This is a genomic window from Desulfosalsimonas sp. (assembly GCF_046483245.1).
In the GTDB taxonomy this organism is placed as follows: Bacteria; Desulfobacterota; Desulfobacteria; order Desulfobacterales; family Desulfosalsimonadaceae; genus Desulfosalsimonas.
In genome coordinates this window covers 1-18,124 of record NZ_JAWODO010000117.1, presented here as the reverse complement: position 1 = coordinate 18,124, position 18,124 = coordinate 1, and the positions used below count along the sequence as shown (strand labels likewise).

General features: G+C 53.2%; 16 protein-coding genes and 2 pseudogenes. 9 read left to right on the top strand and 9 right to left on the bottom strand.

Annotation, left to right across the window (positions count from 1 at the left end; genetic code table 11):
* On the top strand, positions 1–382 hold a 382-nt coding region (locus tag R6U41_RS10500), incomplete at its 5' end, for a hypothetical protein (protein ID WP_410269793.1).
* 67 nt (positions 383–449) lie between these two features.
* A complete protein-coding gene (locus R6U41_RS10495; RefSeq protein WP_410269792.1) occupies positions 450–1,220 on the top strand; it encodes a hypothetical protein in 771 nt (256 codons plus the stop codon).
* 29 nt (positions 1,221–1,249) lie between these two features.
* Here R6U41_RS10495 and R6U41_RS10490 read toward each other — a convergent pair whose 3' ends face one another.
* From R6U41_RS10490 to R6U41_RS10480, 3 genes are read right to left on the bottom strand one after another with little or no spacing between them, the layout of a single operon-like run.
* On the bottom strand, positions 1,250–2,416 hold the full coding sequence (locus R6U41_RS10490) for a (Fe-S)-binding protein (protein ID WP_410269791.1): 1,167 nt from the start codon (positions 2,414–2,416) through the stop codon (positions 1,250–1,252).
* Positions 2,416–3,774 carry an FAD-binding oxidoreductase gene (locus tag R6U41_RS10485; RefSeq protein WP_410269790.1) on the bottom strand — a complete coding sequence of 453 codons (1,359 nt, stop codon included), beginning with the start codon at positions 3,772–3,774 and terminating at the stop codon, positions 2,416–2,418. Before R6U41_RS10485 ends, R6U41_RS10490 begins: the two co-directional genes overlap by 1 nt.
* A gap of 14 nt (positions 3,775–3,788) precedes the next feature.
* Positions 3,789–4,829, bottom strand: a complete 1,041-nt coding sequence (locus R6U41_RS10480) for a heterodisulfide reductase-related iron-sulfur binding cluster (protein WP_410269789.1) — start codon at positions 4,827–4,829, stop codon at positions 3,789–3,791.
* 428 nt (positions 4,830–5,257) lie between these two features.
* Between R6U41_RS10480 and R6U41_RS10475 the strand changes: the two genes are divergently transcribed.
* From R6U41_RS10475 to sbtM, 5 genes and pseudogenes are all read left to right on the top strand, one after another.
* Positions 5,258–5,905, top strand: coding sequence for a class I SAM-dependent methyltransferase (locus R6U41_RS10475; RefSeq protein WP_410269788.1), 648 nt, complete (start codon positions 5,258–5,260; stop codon positions 5,903–5,905).
* Positions 5,906–6,110: 205 nt separating this feature from the next.
* Positions 6,111–7,469: an FAD-dependent oxidoreductase gene (locus R6U41_RS10470; RefSeq protein WP_410269787.1), complete on the top strand. Its 1,359-nt coding sequence runs from the start codon at positions 6,111–6,113 to the stop codon at positions 7,467–7,469.
* Positions 7,470–7,595: 126 nt separating this feature from the next.
* A pseudogene (sbtA, locus tag R6U41_RS10465) lies at positions 7,596–7,697 on the top strand (SbtA family thio(seleno)oxazole RiPP natural product precursor); the annotation flags it as partial.
* Positions 7,698–7,862: 165 nt separating this feature from the next.
* Entirely contained in the window at positions 7,863–7,985 is a 123-nt protein-coding gene (locus R6U41_RS10460) for a hypothetical protein (RefSeq protein WP_410269786.1), read from the top strand.
* Between the two features lie 116 nt (positions 7,986–8,101).
* Positions 8,102–9,685, top strand: coding sequence for a thio(seleno)oxazole modification radical SAM maturase SbtM (gene sbtM, locus R6U41_RS10455; protein WP_410269785.1), 1,584 nt, complete (start codon positions 8,102–8,104; stop codon positions 9,683–9,685).
* Here the strand turns inward: sbtM and R6U41_RS10450 are convergent.
* From R6U41_RS10450 to R6U41_RS10435, 4 genes are all read right to left on the bottom strand, one after another.
* The gene (locus R6U41_RS10450) at positions 9,682–11,172 is read right to left on the bottom strand and encodes an HDOD domain-containing protein (RefSeq protein ID WP_410269784.1); all 1,491 of its coding nucleotides are present in this window, start codon (positions 11,170–11,172) and stop codon (positions 9,682–9,684) included. The genes sbtM and R6U41_RS10450 overlap by 4 nt on opposite strands.
* 10 nt (positions 11,173–11,182) lie before the next feature.
* Positions 11,183–11,980: a fumarylacetoacetate hydrolase family protein gene (locus R6U41_RS10445; RefSeq protein WP_410269783.1), complete on the bottom strand. Its 798-nt coding sequence runs from the start codon at positions 11,978–11,980 to the stop codon at positions 11,183–11,185.
* 321 nt (positions 11,981–12,301) lie between these two features.
* The gene (locus R6U41_RS10440; RefSeq protein WP_410269782.1) at positions 12,302–13,489 is read right to left on the bottom strand and encodes a methyltransferase domain-containing protein; all 1,188 of its coding nucleotides are present in this window, start codon (positions 13,487–13,489) and stop codon (positions 12,302–12,304) included.
* Between the two features lie 24 nt (positions 13,490–13,513).
* The gene (locus tag R6U41_RS10435; protein ID WP_410269781.1) at positions 13,514–14,200 is read right to left on the bottom strand and encodes a transglutaminase-like domain-containing protein; all 687 of its coding nucleotides are present in this window, start codon (positions 14,198–14,200) and stop codon (positions 13,514–13,516) included.
* Between the two features lie 614 nt (positions 14,201–14,814).
* Between R6U41_RS10435 and R6U41_RS10430 the strand changes: the two genes are divergently transcribed.
* Together R6U41_RS10430 and R6U41_RS10425 are read left to right on the top strand one after the other, a co-directional pair.
* Positions 14,815–16,389: an AMP-binding protein gene (locus R6U41_RS10430; RefSeq protein ID WP_410269780.1), complete on the top strand. Its 1,575-nt coding sequence runs from the start codon at positions 14,815–14,817 to the stop codon at positions 16,387–16,389.
* Positions 16,390–16,515: 126 nt separating this feature from the next.
* Positions 16,516–17,442 (top strand): hypothetical protein, encoded by a 927-nt coding sequence (locus R6U41_RS10425; protein WP_410269779.1) that lies wholly within the window; start codon positions 16,516–16,518, stop codon positions 17,440–17,442.
* An 8-nt stretch (positions 17,443–17,450) separates the two neighbouring features.
* Here the strand turns inward: R6U41_RS10425 and R6U41_RS10420 are convergent, their stop codons facing one another.
* Both R6U41_RS10420 and R6U41_RS10415 read right to left on the bottom strand, forming a co-directional pair.
* The gene (locus R6U41_RS10420; protein WP_410269778.1) at positions 17,451–17,780 is read right to left on the bottom strand and encodes a hypothetical protein; all 330 of its coding nucleotides are present in this window, start codon (positions 17,778–17,780) and stop codon (positions 17,451–17,453) included.
* An 80-nt stretch (positions 17,781–17,860) separates the two neighbouring features.
* Positions 17,861–18,124, bottom strand: a pseudogene (locus tag R6U41_RS10415) (hypothetical protein); the annotation flags it as partial.

Genomic DNA, 18,124 nt, shown 5'->3' with positions numbered 1-18,124 from the left:
AAACCCGAATATCGAAATCCGAAATCCGAAACAAATACGAATATCGAATGTTCAAATGATAAAAACCAACAGCTTAAAACAGGATGTTTCTGTCATTGATGCATTTAGGGTTTTGGTCATTGTTTCGGATTTCGAGCTTCGGATTTCGGATTTCCTGAACGAAAACCTGGTTTTCGTTCAGGCACTATTTATAAATAAGTTTACAGCCGGTGGCAATTGTTTTGATTTGGTCAGTAATAATTTATTTTTTCTATCCATTTTTTTTATTGTGCTTAAATTGTTGTGTATCAGGAAATATGGGGATAAAATAAAAAATTTTTCATCACTTTCCGTACGGATACAGCCTGATTCATTGCTGCATGCGGCGCGTGAACATGGATGAAAAATGCAGACACCTGAACCCGGAAAGGCCTTTTCGGCCAGACGCAAATAATTGGAGAGATTCTGCCATGACCGATACGCCAAAGGATGAACAGAAAAAAAGCCTTGTGGATTTATTTACAAAAGACGAGCTCAAGACTTTTTTTCTTCGATACCTGCTGGTACTCGGCGGCATTGAAGTGGTGATTTTCCTTGCCGCGTTTTTTTCCATCCTTGAACCCTATCCCAGTCCCTTTCCGTGGCGGGAGTATTTTTATGCCGCCTTTACAATCCCCCTTGGCATTACCTTTATGCTGGGCATTGTGATCATTGCCTTCAACACCTACTATTTTAAGGACACCGGCCATTTTGACGGGCTGAAATCATCTCTTGACGAGGATGAATCCGGGGCATTTCAAAAACGAAAAATGTTTTTAAACCTGTCCTGGCAGTTTCAGTTTTTGCTCTTTCTGCTGCTTTTGGGCTTGTGTGCCCTGATCATGTTTCATTTAAACGACATATTGGCACTGATGAGCAATGCCGGAGAAAAGGCGCTGAACGCCGTGTTGATTTTTGCCGGCATCCTACTGACCGCTGTGGTGCTGTTGGGTTTTCTTTTCCTCTGGTTTCATTACAAGCTGCGCAAAAAGAAAATGGAGGACGCCCACCAGTACAAGTGCGAACTCATGAGCCAAGCCGGCATGCTGCTGCTCGATGACAACACGGTTATTGACAGCCAGGGAAACGTCATCCATCAGCCGGGCCAGCCCCATGGAACCGCGGAATCGGGCAAAGCCCTTGAAGACCGGGATGTTTCCCTGCTCCCCCGCGTCTCCGGCCGCAACCGGAACCCGGACTGAGAGTGGTTTCAGTCGTAATGTTATTGGGCTTAAGGCCCAAAAAGTTCAGAAATATCCCGGACTGCGATTTCCGATTCCAGGCCCTCCACTTTGACCGCATCTTCGAGCATGGTCAGGCAGTTGGGACAGGCCACGGCCAGGATGTCTGCGCCCGTGGCCCTGGCTTGGCGGACCCGGATCCGGGCCGGGCTGTCCGGGCTTGCGCCAAGAAGGTCCGTGTAATAATTGCCGGCCCCGCCGCCGCAGCAAAGGGCGCTTTTGCCGCTTCGTTCCATTTCCGCAAACCGGGCGCCGGTCACAGCTTTCAGTACTTTTCTGGGGGCCTTGTATTCGTTGTTCCAGCGGCCGAGAAAGCACGGGTCATGGAAGGTGATGCATGCGCCGTCCGCCTGTGGCGCCCGGAGCCGGCCCTGCCGGATCAGGTCGGCCAGTATCTGCGTATAGTGATATACCGCAACATCTGCGCCCTGCTGCGGGTACTTGTTTTTTATGGCATTAAAGGAATGGGGGGAGAGGGTGATGATTTTTTTTATACCGCGCCTGTTAAAGGTTGCAATATTTTTTTCCGCCAGCAATTCAAAAAGGCCGTCTTCGCCCAGCAGGTCCACTTCATTGCCGTCATCGGTTTCTTCATTGCCCAGCACGCCAAACGAAACCCCTGCAGATTGAAGCACTTGCGCCACAGACCGGGCCGCCTGCTGCGCCCGGGTGTCATAGGCGCCTTCGCTGCCCGTGAAATAGCAATACTGCTGGCCGTCATAAGGCTCCACAGACAGGTCCCCGGTCCAGTCGCCCCGCTTTTTGGCCCCGAGCCCATAGGGATTGCCGTGAAGCTGGACATTTTTTAAGTAGTCTTTGACCGGCGGGGGCAGCAGCCCGAGCTCCACCATTTCGTTTCTGGCCGCCACCACCATGTTGATGATTTCATCTGAAAATGACAACGGGCATTTTTCCTCGCAGTTTTTGCACGCCACACAGGAGTAAACAATGTCTGCAAGATGCGGGGACCATTGGATTTCGCCGGTGACCCAGGCCCGGATCAGCCAGAGGCGGCCGCCGTTGGAATAGCTTTCCAGCCGGTGGCGGGCATAGGCCGGGCAGTTGTCCACGTCCGCCCAGTCCTGGGGGAATTTGCAGTAGCCGCAGCGAAAGCAGCGGTGAATGATATCCATGTATTTGTATTGTGCAAGCGCCATCAGGCCACCTCCCAGTTTCCGGGGTTCATGATGCCGTTGGGATCCAGCAGGGTTTTGACCTTTTTCATCATCTCCCGGGTATTGGCATCCATTCGGTCCATGACCAGTTTTTGACCAAATACCGCGGGCTTCCAAAGGGTGCCGCCCATTTCCAGCACCCTTTCGTCGGTTTCGTGAAGGGCTTGGCGGGCATGGCTGACCGTGTCTTCATCGGCCCGGTTAAATGCATAGGTCCAGGAAAACATCATGCTGTGGCCACAGCCCACCACCCGGCCCAGCACCGTGTAGGGAATGTCGTGCCTGGCCGAGATCTCCACCCCGAGCCGAAAGCCTTCCGGATAAAATCCCACAGGCACAATGGCGCCCACGTATTCAAACCCCCCGCCTTTTCGCCAGTCCGAGGTCTTGCTCACAACAGGACGCTCGATGTCCTGGCCAGCCGCACCAATGCCGCCGGTGCCTTCCTGGATGTATTTGGCCAGTTGTTGATCAAAGATGAGCTGGCGCTTGAATTCAAGTTCCTCCCGGGAGTCGCCGGCAAGGTTGATTAAAATGTAATGAAGCCGGTTAAACGGGGGCGGGATTTCCTGGCTGACCACCACCAGGTCCTCGGCCATGCCCACGTGCGTCAGCTTAAACAGGATTTCCGGGACCAGGTTTTCGTTTTCCACCACAAAGACATCCTGCTCCTGGATTTTTTTGCAGGGAAACAGGCGAAGCGACACCTTGGTGATAATGCCGGTGCAGCCGCTCCAGCCCATAAACAGGCTCAAATCCGGCAGAGGGCGCAGGGTATACCATTCATTTCCAAGGGCACAGGAGCCCATCCGGCAGATTTCGCCCGTGGGCAGCACCACTTCCAGGCCGTTGATCATATCTGAGTTAAATCCATAGGGATGGGCCAGATCCCCCTGGCCGTGGATGGCGAGATTTCCGCCGATGGTGGCCGCAGGCGGGGCACCGGGTTCGGAATGCATCAGGTGCGGGGCGTTTTTATGCAGATACGAGGTGACCTTCCCGTGGGAAACGCCGGCTTCCACCACCATGTAGCGGCCCTGTTCATTGAGCTCCAGGATTCGGTCCATGCGTTTTAAATCCAGGGTGATGCCCCCGCGCAGGGCAAGGGCCAGGCCGGCCAAAGACATGCCCCCGCCCAGGGGCACAACCGCCAGTTTCTGTTCATTGGCCATTTCAACGATCCGGCTGACCTCATCTGCGGTTTTGGGTGCGGCCACATACTCGGGCCACCGGGGTTCAGAGGTGCCCAGGTCCTTGGAATAGGTAAAGAGTTCCTCGGTTTGTGCAGAGACATAATCCTCGCCGACAATATCGGCCAGGGCGCGATAAACAGAGTCCATATGCATCACCTTTCTTACGCGGGTTGCTCGCCGATTGCCATGCGGCACAGATCACTCATCCAGATGGGCATGATGCCGTGTTCGGCCACTTGTTTGCCGATGGTCTGCATGCAGGCCGGGCAGTTGAATATACAGAGTTCAGCGCCGGCTTCTTTCATGTCCTCAATGTTTTTCTTCTGCTGGTTTAAGCAAAACCGGCGGGAATCGGGCTTTTTCTGGGCCAGGATAGTGCTGCCGCAGCAAAGCGCGTCTTCATCCTGGTATTGCCGCTGGACGTGTTTGACACCGATGAGATCAAATATTTTGTCCACAAACCGGTGTTTGTCCGGTGACAGCCGCGATGAGCAGGGCCGCTGGTAGGCCACCTTGTAGTTTAAGGGCCGGATTTCATCCTTGAGATCGGTCAGGCGGTTATAGAGATGCTCAAATAAGTGGATGGAGGAAAACGGCACCTCCATGCCCCAGGCCGGGGCAAACGAGGTATAGGTGCCGTAGCATTCATCATGGAAATGGACCACTTCCGTGGGTTTGTGTGCGGCAATGGTGTCCATGACCTTTGGCAACCGGTCTTTGATCACCGAGGTCCGGGCAAAATGCAAATACATGAGCTGGCAGAAATAATGGTGCATTTTGCGGCTGTCCGTGGAAATCAGGGTCAGGCCTTCAAACAGTTTCCCCTGGGCCAGTTGGATCAGGGGGCTGAATACCCCCATGTTGAGCACCGGACCGTTGACTTCATGGATTTCCGGATCACCCCGGAAGGCAATGCCCACCTGGATGCCCTGCTTGACAATTGGGTCGGGCAGGGGGGCGATGCCGAGTTCTTCCTGGCAGCTGACAATCAGGTAAAAGGGATGATTGCCCATGGGACAGTATTCCTCGCAGGCATAACAGGTCCGGCAGTCGTGCAAAACCCGGGTGTCTGTGCCGTTGATCAGGTTTTGGATTTCCGTTCCGGCTGCTTCTGCATCCAGGTCCATGTACTGGCACCGGGTCAGGCAGTCGCATGTTTCGCAGGCCAAGCACTTTTTTTCATCAAAGTCCAGCTGCAGCATAAAATCTCTCCTGGTATGGGGTTTGACGGCGTTCATCTTTCGGGCAGACTTCTTGCAAAGGCCAGATGATTCTGCCGTGTACAGAAAATATTATTGCTTGCGGCTTGACGCATTTGGAAAATATTATTAGCATTTGTTCAAAATGTTTTCAATGGATTGATTGCGTCCAAAGCTTCCAGGGAAGTCCAAGGTCGGGGTCTGTTTTTGAAGCGACATTGAGTGTTTTTACGGAAGAATTCAGCTAATGCCGAAGCGTCGACATTTTAAACTGTTTGAGCCGCAGGCGAGTTTCCAGAGCGCCGCGCAGCGGGCCTTGGCGATATTCCTAACCCATGCACGCGCAAAGAGCAATCCCGGTGATGTGGACAAATAATTGCAAAAATTATTAATAAGATTGACTTTGCATAAAAGGAGGCCAAAGCCTGCCAATGAGCGAAACTTCGGAGAAGCGATCCTTTGAACAAGCCGCCGCCCGCTGGGATGAAAAACCCCGCCGGGTGCAGCTGGCCGGGGACGTGGCAGAAGCGGTGAAAAAACAGGTGCCCCTGAACCGGGACATGGACATGCTGGATTTCGGCTGCGGCACCGGGCTTCTGACTCTGGCGTTGCAGCCTTTGGTGGGCTCCGTGACCGGAGTGGACAGCTCGCCGGCTATGCTGGAGATGCTTGAAAAAAAAATCAAGGAGATGGCCATTGACAATGTGCAAACCCGGCTGCTCGATATTGACAAGGGAGAGCAGCTTTCAGGGAGATTCGACCTGGTGGTCAGTTCCATGACCCTGCATCATATCCCGGATATTGATCACCTGATTCGGCAGTTTTGCCGGGTTTTGAAACCGGGCGGTCATTTGGCCCTGGCAGACCTGGACAAAGAAGGCGGCCGGTTTCACGAAGACAACCACGGTGTTTTTCATTTTGGCTTCAACCGTCAACAGCTTTCCGCCCGGCTCAATGATGCCGGTTTTATTGATATTCGCGCGGAAACCGCGGCAAAGCTTACCAAAACCGAAGCCGGGCCCCCGCATGAAAGTTTTTCAGTTTTTTTGATTTCGGGTGTTTATTCGAACGGTAGGTAACGTTATGTTGTTGCAGTAAACACCCGGTCCATAATATTTCCAATTCTGCCCGGATATCGGACAGCTGTCTGAAGTAATTCTATATTTAATAATTTTTCAAGGTATCAAATACGTTGGTACAAATATTGAAAGCTTTTAATTATTTCGCCAGTAGCACGGCGCCCGGTGGCTCAGGGATAATTATCAGCGCAAAGGAGGATTGAAAATGAATCAGACAGATGTATTGGTTGTTGGCGGCAGTGCCGCGGGCATTGTTGCCGCCACCACAGCAAAGTCTTTTCACCCGGACAAGCGGGTGATGCTGGTGCGCAGGGAAAAACAGGTGCTGGTACCCTGCGGCATCCCCTATATGTTCGGCACCCTGGAAAATAGCGACAAAAACGTCATTCCCGATGCCAACCTGGAAAATGCCGGGGTGGAACTGGTGGTCGACGAGGTGGACGCCGTTGATCCGGAGCAGCAGGTATGCACGTTTTCCAACGGTTCACAGATCGGGTTTGAAAAACTCGTGCTGGCCACCGGTTCGGTGCCGATCAAGCCGGGCTGGCTCAATGGCCTGGATTTTGACAATGTGTTTATTGTGCCAAAATCCAAGCCGTATCTGGATAGCCTGATGACCACACTGGACAATTGCCAACAAGTGGTGGTTATCGGGGGCGGTTTTATCGGCGTGGAACTCGCTGATGAAATCGCAAGAAACGGCCGGCAGGTAAGTATTGTTGAATTGCTGCCCCATGTTCTGAGCCTGGCCTTTGATGATGAACTCTGCATCCGGGCCGAGGAGGTGCTGACCCGGCGCGGAGTTGAGCTCAAATGCGGTCAGCGCGTGGTCCGCATCGAGGGCCATGACCGGGCCACGGGCGTGAAACTGGATTCCGGGGAAGTGTTGGATGCCGATGCGGTGATTTTATCCGTGGGTTACCGGCCCAATTCGGATCTGGCCCGCAAGGCCGGGATCCAATGCAATGAAATGGGTTTTATCAAGGTCAATGAGTACATGCGCACGGATTACAAAAATATATTTGCCGCAGGTGACTGTGCGGAAAAATTTAGCTTTATCACCCGGACCCCCAAGGGGACCATGCTGGCTTCCACCTCAGGGGCAGAGGCCCGGATTGCGGGCATGAATCTGTATCAATTGTCCAAGCTTCGGTCTTTTCAGGGCACCATTTCCATTTTTTGCACCGCAATCGGGCAAAACGCCTTTGGTGCCGCTGGTGTGACCGAAAAACTGGCTGCTGAAAGGGGCTTTGAAATTGTCACGGGTTTATTTGAAGGTGTGGACAGTCACCCGGCCACCCTTCCGGATTCCCGGCCGCAGCTGGTCAAGCTCATTGCCAGCGTGGATTCGGGCATACTGCTGGGTGGAGAAGTTGTGGGGGGCAAGTCCACAGGCGAGCTGACCAATCTCATCGGGTTTTTGATTCAAAATCGCATGACCATTGACGGGATTCTCACCTCCCAGATCGGTACCCATCCCCTGCTGACCGCTTCGCCCACGGCGTATCCGCTGATTAAGGCAGCAGAGGTCATTGCCAAAAAAAGAAAGACGGTTCTGGCATAGCGGGACTTTTTTGTCTCTGGCACTCTTTTTTGACAATCCCGGAAAACCGTATATCTTTTCTCTATGAAAAGGGAAAGGTTCATGGCTTTTCTCTATAACCCCAAATGGATTTTCCGGGAGGTTGCAATGGAGCGAAAGGATTTGAAAAAACTGCTTGCCAGCCTGGGAGTGGCCAGCTTGATCAGCATGGGCGGTGTTTCATTGCCGGGCGCGCATGCCGGCTCCGGCTGAGGCGCCAAACACGGTGCCGGCGGCACTGAGGACCATCAACGGCCATCAGCCGGCTCCGGCTGAGGTGGCAAAGCCGGAAGCGCTGGCAGCGCTGAAAAGGTAAAGCAACAGGAGCAAAAGCACCAGCAAGAACAAACGCAGCAGGAAAAACATGCCGACCAGATGCAGCAAGAAGCTGGAGAAAAGGCAGAACAGGCCAGGGAAAAGGCCAAACAGGGCCAGGACAAAGCCGAAGAGGCCGTTGAGAAAAAAACAGGAAAAAGTGAACTCGACGAGAGCGAATAATCAAACAGTATGCATGAATTCGGCAAAACCCTGTTGGCCGTTCTGTGAAATTGGATCCACCTCCCGGGCCGGCAGCATCTTTGCGCCGGCCCGGAATTCTTATCCCGGATGACGGATTGACAAAAATACCCATCACCAGGAAAGCATCAGACAGCAGAGCCGGTGCACCGTATCCGGTCTGCCTGGCCTTGTGTCCGGACCTGCAGATCCCTGCAACCCGGGGCGCTTGTCTTTCCGAATATTTGCAAAATCATCCGGAGCAATGCGGAAATTACCCGTTTCTGCCGGATCTGGCAGAAATCGAGGAAGCTGTATGCCGTCTGCAGGCATGCGGGGCGGATTTTCCGGAAACCGCAAACGCCCGCATTGTTAATCCTATGCTTGAAGTTATTGAAGTCAACTATCTGAATTTGGAAGCCTTTATTTTTGATTCATCCTGCTGGCCCGCTGCCGGAAAAGCCCATGTGCTGGTCTGGGTCGGGCCAAAAGGCCGCAACATCCGGGTTCAGACCGCAGATGCCCGGGATCTTCTGGCGCTAAAGCTTGTGGAAGAAGGCATTGATTCGCGCACTGCCGCAGCCGAAGGCGGTGTGAGCGTGGGCGCGGTTGACGATGTGCTCCGGGCCGCAGGGCAAAAAGGGCTTCTGATCGGCCCTGAATCTGGAATTTGCCGGCCCGCGGATTTTCCATCAGGAGAGATGGCGGATTTTCAATATTTCATCTCACCCACTTTCACCCTTCAATGGCATCTCACCCAGGCCTGTGATTTAAACTGCCGCCACTGCTATGACAGAAGCGACCGGGCACATATGCCCTGGTCTGCCGCCCTGAGGGTGGCAGAGGATCTCTATGATTTTTGCAGCCGGCACCATGTGTTTGGCCAGGTGAGTTTTACCGGCGGCAATCCCATGCTGTATCCGTATTTTGATGAGATTTATCAGGAGGCCGCCCGCCGCGGCTTTATGACCGCAGTGCTGGGAAATCCCATGCCCCGGGCTGCGATTGAAAAAATGCTTTGCGTGCAGATGCCCGAGTTTTACCAGGTCAGCCTTGAAGGAACCCGGGCCCACAATGATTATATCCGGGGACACGGCCATTTTGACAAAACCATTGAGTTCCTGGAGCTTCTCGGAGAACTCGGGATCTACCGGATGGTCATGCTGACCTTGACCCGGGACAATATGGACCAGGTGCTGGGGCTGGCCGATCAGCTGGAGGGCAGAACCGAGCTGTTTACATTCAATCGCCTGGCAGCCGTGGGCCAGGGCGCGCAGCTGGCTTCAGTGAATCCGGTTGAATATGCCGGATTTCTAAAGCGTTACATGGCGGCGGCAGAAAAAAGTTCTTGCATGGGGTTTAAGGACAATCTGTTTAACCTGGTTCGCTGGCAAAAGGGCTTGACGCCGGGCGGCGGATGTACGGGCTTTGGGTGCGGGGCAGGATTTAATTTTGCGGCACTTTTGCCGGACGGGCAAGTGCATGCCTGCCGCAAGTTTCCCTCGCTGATCGGCAATATCTATCAACAGGGCCTGGAAGAAATTTATTATAGCCCCAAAGCCGGCCACTTCCGGGCGGGATCCGCGGCTTGTGCAAAATGTCCGATTCGTCCGGTGTGCGGCGCTTGCATGGCTGTTGTCCACGGCGCGGGCGGGGATGTTTTCAATGATCCGGATCCCTGCTGCTGGCGCTGTGGAAATTAGGCTTGCGACCAGATGGAGCAGCAGTTGCGGCCCTGGTGCTTGGCCGTGTATAACGCCTGATCTGCCTGCCACAGCAGTTCGCTTTTGGGCAGGGGTTCATCCGGACTCATCCGGGTGATGCCCACACTCATGGTGACCGAAAGTTTTTTTCCCTTGTATTCCACCTGCATCTCCGCCAATTGTGCACACAACCGGTCAAGAATTTGAAATCCTTTATCCTCTGGGGTTCGGGAGAGGATGAGAACAAATTCCTCCCCGCCGTATCGCGCCACCACGTCGGACTTGCGGATGTTTTCGGTGAAAAACCGGCCCACTGACCGCAAAACCTGGTCTCCGGCGGCATGTCCGTGAGCGTCGTTGACGGCCTTGAAATGATCCAGATCCACCATGGCCAGGATGCTGGTATGGCCGTAGCGTTCAATGGCGGCCATTTCCCGGTCCATGGCCTCCTGGAAACTTTGGAAATTTCGCAGCCGGGTCAGACCGTCGCGGTATGCCAGGCGGCTGAGCGTGCCGATATGTTCCTCCTGTTTCTGCACCTTGCGCGTCAGGCCAAAGGAGAGGTTGAATAACTCCTTTTTGCTTTCCTCCAGAATTTTCAGGTAGTCCATGGATGAGTCCCGCTCAAGTTCGAAAAAGGGAAGCAGGGGATCAATTTGATAAAAAGCCTGGTTCAGAAGGTCTTCGAGATTTACTGTTTCCGCCATGCCGTATTGCTCCAGCAGGTCTTTGACCAGGGCCAGCTGAAGTGCGGATTTGTCTTCATACAGAAAAGCAAATATTTCATCTGCCAGATGCAGAATTCGGGTGCGGGCCAGGTATCTGCTGTCGGGGGTCTCAAGGCTGTCAGGGTAATGGTGGTGACTCACCGGAATGGCAAATCCCGCCGGCAGCCCCCATTCGGTCAGTAAAAAAGCGCCGATTTCCATGTGGCTGCAGCCGAAGATTTCGTTTTCTGCGTGATGCAGCAGCATGTCCTGGGAATCTGATTTTTCCATGACCATGGCGTATTGCTGCGGCCGGCTCTGGGCCAGAACCAGCATGCCGATGTTGTGGAGCAGGCCCAGCAGGTACATGTCCTCGGCATCCCCGGAAAGCACCTGTTTTGCCATCAGCCGGCTGACAACGGCACATATCAGCGATTCTCGCCAGAAACGGGAATAGTCCAGCCGATTTTGACTTTTTTTAAACAGGTTGACCAGGGAAAAGCTCAGGGCGATATATTTCAGGGATTCTTCCCCGAGCAGGTTCACGGCATGGGGAAGATTGGTAATTTTGCGGGAAAGACCGAAAAAAGGCGAGTTGACAACATTTAGCACCTTGGCCGAAAGGGGCGGATCCGTAGCAAGGATCTCGGCGAGCTGATGCATGGAGGTGTCCGGGTTTTTGATATTTTCCAGAATCCGGAGCGCTACCTGGGGCAATGCCGGCAGATCATCCAGGCTGCAGAGTTCTTTTGACAGATTTTCAATATGTTGTGCAGACATTTGTATCCTGTTAGATTACGGCATTGACCAGGGTCCCGATTTTATCAATTTCTGTTTCCAGCCGGTCGCCGGGTGAAAGAAATACCGGCGGGTTTCGGGTAAAGCCCACACCGCTGGGCGTGCCGGTTAAAATCACCGTGTCGGGCAGCAAAGTGGTATCTTCTGAAAGATATGCGATCAGCTCGGATACGGCAAAAATCATGTCCGAGGTGTTGCTTTGCTGCATGGTCTGCCCGTTTACCCGGCAGCCGATGCCAAGGCTGTCCGGATCCGGGAGTTCGTCGGGTGTGACCATCACCGGTCCCAGGGGGCAGAAGGTGTCAAAGCTTTTGCCGCGAACCCATTGGCCGCCCCCGGCATGCTTTTGCCAGGACCGGGCGGAAATGTCATTTCCAACGGTGTAGCCTTTCACATAAGACAGGGCGTCCCCGAGGCGGACATTTTTGGCCGGCCGGCTGATGATCACGGCCAGTTCGGCTTCATAATCGGTTTGGGCCTTTTTCCTGCACGATTCAGGCAGTACAACGGGCTGGCCATGACCGGTGGCAGCGGCCGGATTTTTCATGAACACCACCGGGTAGCGGGGCAGTTCCAGCCCGGTTTCTTTTGCATGCTCCCGGTAATTGAGCCCGATGCAGATAATGGCTGCCGGCTGTACAGGGGCAAGGAAGGAATGGATCGCGCGCAGCTGGCCGGTTGGCTCATAGCCTTTGTCGCCTGCCGCAATCACTTCCGTTGCCATGCCGTCTGCCGGATTCGTACCGAGCCGGACAATGCCTTCACTGTCTGTGAATCGCAGAATTTTCATTTGTCGTCCATTGGGCCGTGCGCGGTTTTTAAAATATGCGCTTTCATATCATTGTGCAACTTGCAATTGCAAGCCAATCCTTGATGGCGCCGTAAACAGTCCAATATCCGCGTTACGCGCGATTCCTCAGAATTTCACGTACGGATAAGTACGCTGCATTCTTCGGAATCGCGCAAGCCTTGATCTTGAATTTTTCACGGCGCCATCTGAAAACTTACTTTTTACGAAACCATCAATCCTTAGCGGCTTTTCAAAGGTTCGGCAGCACTGCCCCGCAGTCAATGGTATGGCCAACCGCCTGCAAGCGGCCGGGGGTCGACCCTACACCCCGGCCCATACGGCAAACACCGGGTCGGATTGGGGCATGTCCGGGTAATACTTGTCTGTTTCTGGCCGGTCCCAGCCCCGGGAGGAAAGGGCTGCAGGGTTGGAAAATCTTTCAGACTGCAGGAAATATTCCTTAACCAGGCCCATACGTTCAAACTCGTGAAGCTCGGTCCACAGCCCAATGGCTTTGGGCGGGAACCACCGGTTGGAAAAGGTCTGGATCATCACGCCCCCTGATTTGAGCACCCGGGCGGCGTCTTTGAATACAGACAGCGGAGAGGTCAGGTATTCCACGGATGCCGTGCAGATAATCAGGTCAAAACTTTGGTCCTCAAAGGGCAGGCGCGGGTCCTTATTAAGATCATGCACAAGGTAATCGGTTAACCGCTCATTTTTTGCAAGTTCATCTTCATTCATTCCCAGGCCGGTCAGTTTTTGAAAACCAGTTGATTGATCAATGTGGGATTGCCAGCTGCTCATCAGGTCCAGGACGTGCATCTCCGGGGTGATGAACCGGCCGTAGATTGCAGATATGGTTTTAATGGCCCGCTGGTCCAGATGCCGGACCAATCTGGGGCTTTCATAAAATGCCGCATCTTCTGTCTCATCGGTGCGGCAGAAGGCCTTGTCATGAAAAAAGTCCGTGGGCATGCCCTGGTATCGGGCCTGCATGCCCGGACCGCTGGCAATTTCGTCCATGAGAAGCCGGCAGTTGCCGCCCCGGTCAAAGGGCTTGTCATAGATGGTGTGTACCCGGGCAGTGATCTCCAGAGCATATCCTGCCAGGGGATGATTGAAATCAATGTCCACGCTTTTTTCGTGCACCCCGGTACAGCGCATGGGTGCAACATTCTGGGGAAACACGTTGTAAACCCCCCTGAGCACGCCCCGGGGATAAAATCGCCCGAATGCCGGCACAGCCCGGGTTTCATCAAAATTTTTCCGGTCTGTGCGAATCTTTTGATTTGGGTCATGGGCTGCCAGCACTTCACCGGCCGCAAACCCAAAGGTTTTTTCATCTCCGATGCCGGCGCCCATGAGCCCTTCATAGATGGCATCCGGCAGCAGATCGCGCCAGAAATTGACCATTACCAGGCAACTGTCCGTATGCTCAGCCTCGGGGCTGATCCATCGCATTTGAAATTCAATATCTGCCAGACTGTTTTGGTTTATCTCATTCATATCCGCGGCTCCGGTTGCGGTTTGTCATTGCCTTTCTGCCCCGGTTTCCCGGGCCACATCCTGGTCAAAATCCGCGTTTAACCAAGCGGTATCCGCTTCCGGGTATTTTTCCAGGAAAGTTTTAATAATAAGATCCAATGGGATATCTGCAAATTCACCGCGCTCATTTACATATTCCATGTGCCGGTTGCCCGCGAGATCAAACGGGTGGTAGATGGAATCGGCTGTTGCGTCAAATTCCAGGGGTTTAAGGGAAAATTTTTTGCAGAGTTCAATGTTGAAAGCCGGGGTGGCCTTGACCCATTGGCCGTTTACGTAAATGGATGTATACCCGTGCCAGTAAAAAACATCGGTTTTCATGCGCTCTCTGAGCCGCTTGGTGGAAAGATGGTTTTTCACGTCCGCAAATCCGAGCCGGGCCGGGATGCCCAGGTGCCGGCAGCAGGCAGCCAGAAGTACGGCCTTTGCAACGCACCACCCGCGCTTTTGGTCCAGGGTGCTGGATGCGCGCAGGCCTTCGATGGTGAGCACAATGGCATAGGGATCATAATAGATGCTGTCGCGCACCGCATAATAAAGGTTCACCGCCTGTTGGACCGGATCACTGTTGCCGCCGGCTTTTTCTTCGGCAAAAGCAGCCACTGACGCATGATCAAAATTCATAAACGCTGTGGGCTGGAGGTATTGGTCCATGTTTGAATGCGGGTTCATATAAATTTTCCTTTAACGTGATTGATTCTGGCTTCAGCGCGCTCAAAGTTTGTGAACGGATTTAAGAATACGGCTGTTTTGTCCTGCTTTTCAAATTCAATCGCCATGGACCTTCCTCCGTTGTTTTTCTGCAGGTGGCAATTTATGCTTATTGAAAATCGGCATATTTTGTGCTTGAACGAAAACCAGGTTTTCGTTCAGGAAATCCGAAATCCGAAGCTCGAAATCCGAAACAATGACCAAAACCCTAAATGCATCAATGACAGAAACATCTTGTTTTAAGCTGTTGGTTTTTATCATTTGAACATTCGATATTCGTATTTGTTTCGGATTTCGGATTTCGATATTCGGGTTTTGGCTGAACAGGGTTTTCGTTCAGCCACTATTTTATACCCAGACAGATTATCAGAACCAATAATGAAATACAAAACAGATCAAAACCCAAACTGAGCGTTTCAAATTGACACGTCAACCGATTCATGCCAGTTATTTAATATCAAGAACATTGTTTATGTTATTGGTTTTTTGTTCAACAACCGATAATCTGCAATCCCGGAAAAAGACATACCTGCTGCCTGTCACACATACCATACATACACAAAAAGGGGGAGGTTATGACACAGGTTTCATCTTATGAGAGAAACGTGGTCAGAAGGGCGAGTGTGGGGGATATGCTGGTGCGAACCGCGGCCAGAAATCCGGACAAAAGGGCTTTTTCCTTCAGGAACAGACATTTTACCTACCAACAGTTGAATGCGGCAGTCAATCGGTGCGCCTACAGCCTGGCGGAACTGGGCGTGCAAAAGGGGGATCGTGCGGCCATTTTGTCCCACAACTGCCACCAGTTCGTGATTTACTGGTGGGCCCTGCTGAAGCTGGGAGCCATTGTGACACCGCTCAACTTCATGCTCAAGTCCGGGGAAGTTGAATTTATCATCAATCACAGCCAGCCGGTGATCTTTGTTGTGGAAGACAGCCTGGCGCAGAGCGTGATTCCGGTCAAGCAAGAGCTTGCCGGGGTGAAGGATTTCATCTGGATCAACCTGGCCGGAAATGACGCCCCCGAGGGCTGGCTGGATTTTGACAGCCTGTATGCTGATTCCACGCCCGCCCGGGAACCCCGGGTGGAAATCGAAGCCGAAGATCCGGCTACGCTTTTGTATACCTCGGGCACGGAAGCCAATCCCAAGGGGGTGTTAAACTCCCATCTCAATTATTACATTGATATTCTTTCCGCCGTGTTTGACCTGCGAATCGGGGAAGACGCCAGAATCATTACCGGTATTCCACTCTATCATGTTGCGGCCATGTACTTGTTTACTGCAATTGTTGCCGTGGGGGCCACAACGGTCATGGAATACGCACCTGACCCAAAGGAAATCCTGGATTTGACCCGGGATGAGAAGATTACCCACTGGGTCTGGCCGCCGGCCTTGTACACGGGGCTGCCCATGATGCCCGGATTTGACCAGTATGATTTAAGCTCCCTGCAGCTGTGCGTGGTGTTCGGGGCCCTGGCCTCGCCCCCGGTGCTTGAGAAATGGCGGAAACTGCTGCCCGGGGCCGGGTTTATGAATTATTACGGTCAGACTGAAATGAGTCCGCTGGGTACAAGCCTCAGACCGGAGGATTTTGAGCGGAAAAGTACCTCCATAGGCAAGGCCCACATGCCCATTCAGGTAAAAGTGGTGGACCACAATGACAAGGAGGTGCCCGTGGGCCAGGAGGGGGAACTGGTGGCCCGGGGGCCGGCCGTTATGCTGGGCTATTACCGGGACGAGGAGAAAACCGCCCAAACCTTCCGAAACGGGTGGCATCACACCGGAGATCTCGTGCGCATGGACGAGGAGGGGTTTGTCTATTTTATTGACCGGATTAAGGATGTGATCAAGACCGGCGGGGAAAACGTGGCCTCCCAGGAAGTCGAGGCAATGCTGTTTCAGTGTCCGGGCGTCATAGATGCCGCAGTCATCGGCCTGCCTCACGAATACTGGTCCGAGATTGTCACCGCGGTGGTGGTGCCCGCCCCGGGAAAGGACCTCCAAGAACATGGTGTGATTGAATTTTGCAAGCAGCACCTGGCCGGTTACAAAGTCCCCAAGAAAGTCATCATCACAGACGAACTGCCCAGAAATCCCAGCGGAAAAATCATCAAGAAAAAATTGCGGCAGCAGTTTGCCAAAGCGTAAAAACGGTATAACTCCCGGACGGTGCAACCCAAAAACCCATCCGCTCCTTTTTCAATATTGACCGGCGAAAGGATCGTCTATATGATCATCGGGTTTTTCATGAAACTATAATATATGAGGATAGATATGAAACCCGCATCAGAGAAGGTCAAACAATGGATTGACAACGGACGGGACCCCAGAAGCGCCCACTGGCAGGCAGGGCTTGAAGCGCTGCTGGAGGTGTTTGAGCCGTATCTCGAACCCGGCCGTCTGGTTCCGGCCGTATCCCTGGACGCATCCGACCGGCAGGTATTTGATGAAGCCCTGGCAGTCATTGATGTCAGCCCGAATGTGGCAGCCGTGTTTCTGCCGCCCGAAGCGGCCGGAAAAATCCGTCCCCCGGAGTCCGCCCCGGAACTTGAACGCATTGAAAAAAGCCGGCCGGCCTATAAAATTCTGCTGCAGCGTCCCGGGGCGCAGCCCCGTCTTGCCTGCCTGGATATTTCGCCACAGGCGCATAACCCGGGCGTGGATTTGTTCCAGGACGGCGCGCTTCTGGGAACATACGATTTTGAGGACCGCAAGGAATGCATGGACAGCCTGGACCAGATCCTTTTTGCCCATATGTGGGAAAAGGGCAAATGGGAGGCTTCTGACTTTCGGCGGTATACGGTCAACTGGTTTGAACGGGTGATGGATACGGGCAAGGGCGACATTGCTGTTAAAACCGATTTTTCCTATCTGCACACCCCGTCGCTGATCAAGAGCAATCCTGTGGATGTGATTTTTACATTGATTGTGGATGTATTTGACCGGCGGCTGCAGGAAACCCACGGACCCATCCGGCAGGCCCTGGGCGAAATTTTTGCTCTGCCCGACCAGCAGGCCCGGCAAACCCGGTATTATGAAATGGCTGAAAAAATCGTGCTCCAGTTTCTCTCCCTGATCAAGGATACGGAGCTAGTGGATTTTACGGAGTTTTCCGAAAAACAGACCGATAATTTCAAAAAAGCCACATCTGCGGCCATTCCCAGGATTGCACAGAAAATGGAGGCTGCCGGTCCGGCATAGGCGGTTTTTTACTTGCTGATCTGCTCGATTTTAAAGATTTTGCCCTGATGGATGTGGAAGGCGAACAATTCGTTGTTGTTAAAACCGCTTTCGTCAATCCGGTAATACCAGATGGTAATGGTGGTCTTGACCACATGGCGGGGACGCACCCGGATGTATTCTTCGACCTCTTCGGTGTAAAGGGGTTCACCAAAGCATTCAACAAGCTCCAGGATGGTGTCATGATCGGCCACCGCGCATCCGTAGCCCCGGACCAGGGGACGGGCCTGTGCGGCTTCGGCAGCCATGAGCACAAACAGGCAGGTCAGCATCACAGCGGTGAAATGTTTCAAAGGCATTTTGTCTTTTCCTGTTCATCTGGATTCTGGCCTGTTTTGTAGCATGGTCCCCTGCCGGAAAAAACCTTTTTCTTGACATCTTACTGCAGCCCCTGTGAGATCATCCGGCGCGTTTTCTGCCGCAAAAACCTGCCCGTCTGCCAGAACCCGGCTTGCCCGGCGTTCTGAACTCGGCTGCCACGGACCAAAAACAATGGTTTTCTTTCCTTTTCCCAAAAGTCATTGTACATGATGGGCTTCCGGTTGACACCGTAGCCGTCAGCCACGTATTGTTTTTCCGCATCCGGGGCGTGTACCAGCAGGACGTCCACGTCGCATCTTTTGCCCAGTTCCAGGGCCTTGCC

Excerpts from the sequence above, each read along its gene's own strand:
- R6U41_RS10495 (WP_410269792.1), top strand. The coding sequence starts at position 450 with ATGACCGATACGCCAAAGGATGAACAGAAAAAAAGCCTTGTGGATTTA.
- R6U41_RS10490 (WP_410269791.1), bottom strand. The coding sequence starts at position 2,416 with ATGGCGCTTGCACAATACAAATACATGGATATCATTCACCGCTGCTTT.
- R6U41_RS10485 (WP_410269790.1), bottom strand. The coding sequence starts at position 3,774 with ATGGACTCTGTTTATCGCGCCCTGGCCGATATTGTCGGCGAGGATTAT.
- R6U41_RS10480 (WP_410269789.1), bottom strand. The coding sequence starts at position 4,829 with ATGCTGCAGCTGGACTTTGATGAAAAAAAGTGCTTGGCCTGCGAAACA.
- R6U41_RS10475 (WP_410269788.1), top strand. The coding sequence starts at position 5,258 with ATGAGCGAAACTTCGGAGAAGCGATCCTTTGAACAAGCCGCCGCCCGC.
- R6U41_RS10470 (WP_410269787.1), top strand. The coding sequence starts at position 6,111 with ATGAATCAGACAGATGTATTGGTTGTTGGCGGCAGTGCCGCGGGCATT.
- R6U41_RS10460 (WP_410269786.1), top strand. The coding sequence starts at position 7,863 with ATGCAGCAAGAAGCTGGAGAAAAGGCAGAACAGGCCAGGGAAAAGGCC.
- R6U41_RS10450 (WP_410269784.1), bottom strand. The coding sequence starts at position 11,172 with ATGTCTGCACAACATATTGAAAATCTGTCAAAAGAACTCTGCAGCCTG.
- R6U41_RS10445 (WP_410269783.1), bottom strand. The coding sequence starts at position 11,980 with ATGAAAATTCTGCGATTCACAGACAGTGAAGGCATTGTCCGGCTCGGT.
- R6U41_RS10440 (WP_410269782.1), bottom strand. The coding sequence starts at position 13,489 with ATGAATGAGATAAACCAAAACAGTCTGGCAGATATTGAATTTCAAATG.
- R6U41_RS10435 (WP_410269781.1), bottom strand. The coding sequence starts at position 14,200 with ATGAACCCGCATTCAAACATGGACCAATACCTCCAGCCCACAGCGTTT.
- R6U41_RS10430 (WP_410269780.1), top strand. The coding sequence starts at position 14,815 with ATGACACAGGTTTCATCTTATGAGAGAAACGTGGTCAGAAGGGCGAGT.
- R6U41_RS10425 (WP_410269779.1), top strand. The coding sequence starts at position 16,516 with ATGAAACCCGCATCAGAGAAGGTCAAACAATGGATTGACAACGGACGG.
- R6U41_RS10420 (WP_410269778.1), bottom strand. The coding sequence starts at position 17,780 with ATGCCTTTGAAACATTTCACCGCTGTGATGCTGACCTGCCTGTTTGTG.